Origin of the sequence: Syntrophorhabdus sp., from assembly GCA_012719415.1 — a bacterium.
Lineage (GTDB): Bacteria > Desulfobacterota > Syntrophorhabdia > Syntrophorhabdales > Syntrophorhabdaceae > Delta-02.
In genome coordinates, this window is record JAAYAK010000225.1 from 1 (window position 1) to 4453 (window position 4453).

The 4453-nt window shown below is 58.4% G+C and carries 2 protein-coding genes; both read left to right on the top strand.

Annotated elements, in window-relative coordinates:
- The coding region (locus GXX82_13380) for a potassium transporter Kup (GenBank protein NLT24030.1) at nt 1-1158 on the top strand (1158 nt) is incomplete at its 5' end.
- Between the two features lie 75 nt (nt 1159-1233).
- The coding region (locus tag GXX82_13385; protein NLT24031.1) for an AAA family ATPase at nt 1234-4453 on the top strand (3220 nt) is incomplete at its 3' end.

Consider the following 4453-nt stretch of genomic DNA (forward strand, 5'->3'; position numbering starts at 1 on the left):
CTCTGCGCGACGGGAGGAGAAACACTCTATGCCGATATGGGCCACCTGGGAAGAAAGCCCATCATCCGGGCGTGGTATTTCGTTTTCCTCGCCCTTGTGCTGAACTACCTGGGTCAGGGCGCTTTCATACTGAGCCACCCCGCCGAGTCCAAGGCGATCCTCTTCGGCATGATATTCCACCAGTCCTTCCTGCTCTACATGCCCTTTCTTGTCCTCTCCATCCTGGCAACCATCATCGCCTCTCAGGCGATAATCAGCGGCATGTTCTCCATCGTCTACCAGGGTATCAACACGCGGCTCATGCCCATGTTCCGGGTCGAGTACACATCGCCGGAATTGAGGTCCCAGATATACATAGGATTCGTCAACTGGTTCCTGCTCCTGTCCGTCCTCCTCGTAATGTTCCAGTTCGGGGAGTCAAAGGAGCTTGCCGCCGCGTACGGCCTCGCCGTCACCGGCGATATGACGATCACAGGGATACTCATTACCTCCATATTCTGGCTGAGAAAGAACTACTGGAAATCCCTGGTGGCATTCCTCGTCACCCTCGTCGACGTTGTCTTCCTGACGTCCAACGTGTACAAGATACCCCACGGGGGTTACTGGTCGCTCGTCATTGCCGCCGTTCCCCTCGCCATGATCCTCATCTACACGGCCGGCCAGAGAAAACTCTACCGCAGTGTCCGTCCCTTGACACTCGATGTCTTTCTTCACAGCTACAATGAAGTCTACGAGACGGTCAACAAGATAAAAGGTACCGGTCTCTTCTTTGCCCGCACCACGAAGAAGATCCCGGCCTACATAGTGCACACCATGTTCATGAACAACATCGTCTATGAGGAGAACATCCTGGTGTCCATCGTGACCCTCAATGAGCCCTTCGGACTCACGAGTTTCTTCAAGGAGGACCTCGCCCCGGGCTTACGGTCCTTCGAGATACAGATGGGTTACATGGAAGTGGTCGACATAGGACAGATATTGAAAAACGCCGGCATAGTCTATGAGAAGGGGATCTTTTACGGGCTCGAGGAGATCTATACGAGAAACGTGCTGTGGAAGATGTTCTCCATCATGAAGAGGTTGGCGCCGCCCTTCGTCCAGTTCCATGACCTTCCCTCCAACAAGCTCCACGGGGTCACCACCAGGATAGAGATATAGCAGAACCCTCGTCACGTTCCTCTATTGTTCTTGCCCTGTAAACAGGGTACACTATGTCCGGGGTTTGCAAACAACATGGTAAAAAAAGCGGTGTCGGTCAAGATAACCCGTCCGCGTCTGTCGGGGGTCGTCGAGCGTTCGAGGCTTTTCGGTGTCCTGGACGCCGCCATGAAAAAACCCGTCATCTGGCTGTCTTCCCCTGCCGGTTCGGGCAAGACGACCCTTGTTTCAAGCTATCTCGATTCACGCGGATCGCCGTGCATCTGGTACCAATGTGATGAAGGGGACTCGGACCCGGCGACATTCTTCTATTACATGGGGCTTGCGGCCGGGAACGCGGCACCCCGCCGCAGGAGGCAGTTGCCGCTCCTCACGCCGGAGTACCTTCCGGGCATGAACACCTTCGCCAGACGGTATTTCGAGGCCCTCTACAACCGCATCGCGGGTCTGTCAGGCGGGCGGTCGCCCCGGGCATCAAAGAATGCCGACCCGGGCTTTGTCATCGTCCTCGACAACTATCAGGACGTGCCATCGGACTCTCCCTTTCACGACATCATCGCCGGCGGCCTCGACATAGTTCCGGACGGCATCCACGTTGTCATAGTGAGTCGCGGGAAACCTCCGCCGCAGATTGTCCGTCTCGACGCGAACGGCAGGGTCACCCTCATCGGGTACGACGAGGTGCGCTTCACCTTCGGCGAGTCGAAGGAACTCGTCAGGGGACACATCCCTGGCCTTGACGACACGTCCATACGGACAATGCATAAGAACGCCGAGGGCTGGGCAGCAGGGATCATCCTGATGCTTGAAAGGACAAGGCTTGAAGGCGGAGTGACCCTGTCGTCGCCTGATACCGGTTACGACAGGGTGTTCGACTACTTTGCGGGGGAGATATTCGACAAGGCCGACAGCGGTGTTCAGGACTTCCTGCTCAAGACCGTCTTTCTTCCCACTCTCAGCGTCCCCCTCGCGGAAAGGCTCACAAAAGCGGGTCACGCGGGACAGATACTTTCCATGCTGAACCGCCACAACTATTTCACGGAAAGGCTTTCCGGAGACGGGCAGGGCTATCGGTTTCACCCTCTCTTCAAGGAATTCCTTCTCAACCGGTCGAAGATGAGACACACGCCCGACGAGCTCGCCGCGATCCGGAAGGAGGCGGCGCTGCTCATGGAAGACCTCGGACAGACCGAGGACGCGGCGAGACTCTATCTCGATGCTTCAGAGGGACAGTACCTCGCCCGGATGGTCATCCGCCACACCCGCGAGCTTTTGAAACAGGGCAGGAACAGGACGGTGGCCGAATGGATAGCGGGCATTCCCGCCGAGATGGCCGCGGGCAACCCCTGGCTTCTCTATTGGAAGGCGATGTGCTTCTTCCCTTTCGATGTGTCCCTCGCCAGGGATGTCCTTGAAAAGGCGCTGGCGGCCTTCAAGGCCGCCGATGACGCCGCGGGCCAGTACCTCTGCTGGGCCCGTATCGTCGACACGTACGGCTTTGAGCTCGATGAGTGGAAGCGTTTCGATGACTGCTTCGGCGTCTTCGAGGAACTCAGGAGAGAGTATCCTTTCTTCCCCACGAGGGAGGCGGACCTCATGGCGTCCTCCCGAATGCTCATAGCTCTTATCCTGAGAAAGACCGACAAGCCCGGGGAGATACTCCGCTGGACAAGGCGCGTCATGGAGCTTCTTCAGGCGGACCCGTCACCGGAGGATCACCTGGACACGATATTCTTTATCAGCGTCTACCATCTCTGGAAGGGCGATTACCACAAGAACGCCGTTCTTCTCGAGGACGCGCAGGCTCTCGTCCTTCATAAAAAGGCATCCCCTCTGGCCGTCGTCTGCATCGACCTGATGAAGGGAATTCACTACTGGGTTACGGCCGGCTACAAACCGGCACTGGAGACGCTCTCGGAGGGGCTTCGGGTATCCCGGGAAAGCGGGGTGCACATTTTCGATTCCCTGCTGTGGAGCTTCCGGGCGGCGGCCGAGATGGCCGCCGGCAATCTCGAGAGTGCCTCCGTCTCGCTTCAGAACCAGATGAAGACCGCCTTTGCCGGGGGGAGATCGCTGGACATCTTCTTCTACCACGTTAATGCGGCGTGGCTGGCGATCCTCGATGGAAACCCGTCCCTTGCCATCGAGAACCTCGAGGCGATAACGGCAAGGGCGGACAGGATGGGCAATCCTTATTATCAGGCCCTGTGGCATATCGGCATGGCGCAGGCCCGATTCCTTGCGGGCAACACCGCCGACGCCGGGACCCATGTCCGCACGGCCCACCGGATAGGCCAAAAGATGAAAAGCCAGGCCATCGAGTGGTACAGCCTTCTCGTGGAGGCGTACTTCCTTTTCAGGGAAGGTGACAACAGGAAAGGGTTGCCGCTCCTTCGCCGTGCCCTTGAACTTGGCAGGAAGAACGGGTACGCCCATCTCGAATTCTATCAACCCGACCTCATGAGCACTCTCTGCGCCAAGGCGCTGGAGCATGAACTGGAGCCCGAATACGTGCAGGGGCTTATCAGGAGGCTTGGCCTCGTACCCCCTGTCTCTCCTGGCGATCCGGCCCTTTCGACCGAAAATTGGCCCTATCCGGTCAAGGTATACACCCTCGGGCGTTTCGAGATACGCAAGAACGACGAGGCGGTGGTCTTCTCGGGGAAGGTCCAAAAAAAACCTCTCGAAATGCTCAAGGCCGTCATCGCCTTCGGGGGAACCAACGTGTCCGCGGAAGAGGTCACGGACATGCTCTGGCCCGACACGGAAGGCGACCTCGCCCGGAAGTCCTTCGAGGTGACATTGAGCCGTCTGCGCCAGCTCCTTGGCCCGGGGAACCATATCAGATACAGCGGCGGACAGATCAGCATCGATCCCCTCTTCTGCCGCGTTGACAGCCTGGTACTGGAAAATGTGCTGGAGAGGATCAGAAGCTCGGGACAACGGGAGGCAGCGGTGCTCTGCGAGACGGCCACCAGCCTCTACAAAGGACCCTTTCTTCCGTCGGACACCGGCCTCGCCTTCACCACCCACAGGAGGGAGATGCTCAAGAACGGCCTTCTCCGTGCCATCGTCACAACGGGCCGTTCTCTCGAAGAGGCCGGCCAATGGGAAAAAGCGGTTGAGCATTACAGGAAAGGCGTGGAAATGGACCAGCTCGCGGAGGTGTTCTACCAGCGCCTCATGGTCTGCCACCGCCACCTCGGCAACAACGCCGAGGCCGCAAAGACCTACCGCCGCTGCCGGGAGGTACTCGGGGAGAACCTTGGCGTCAGGCCTTCCGGCCAAACCGAAG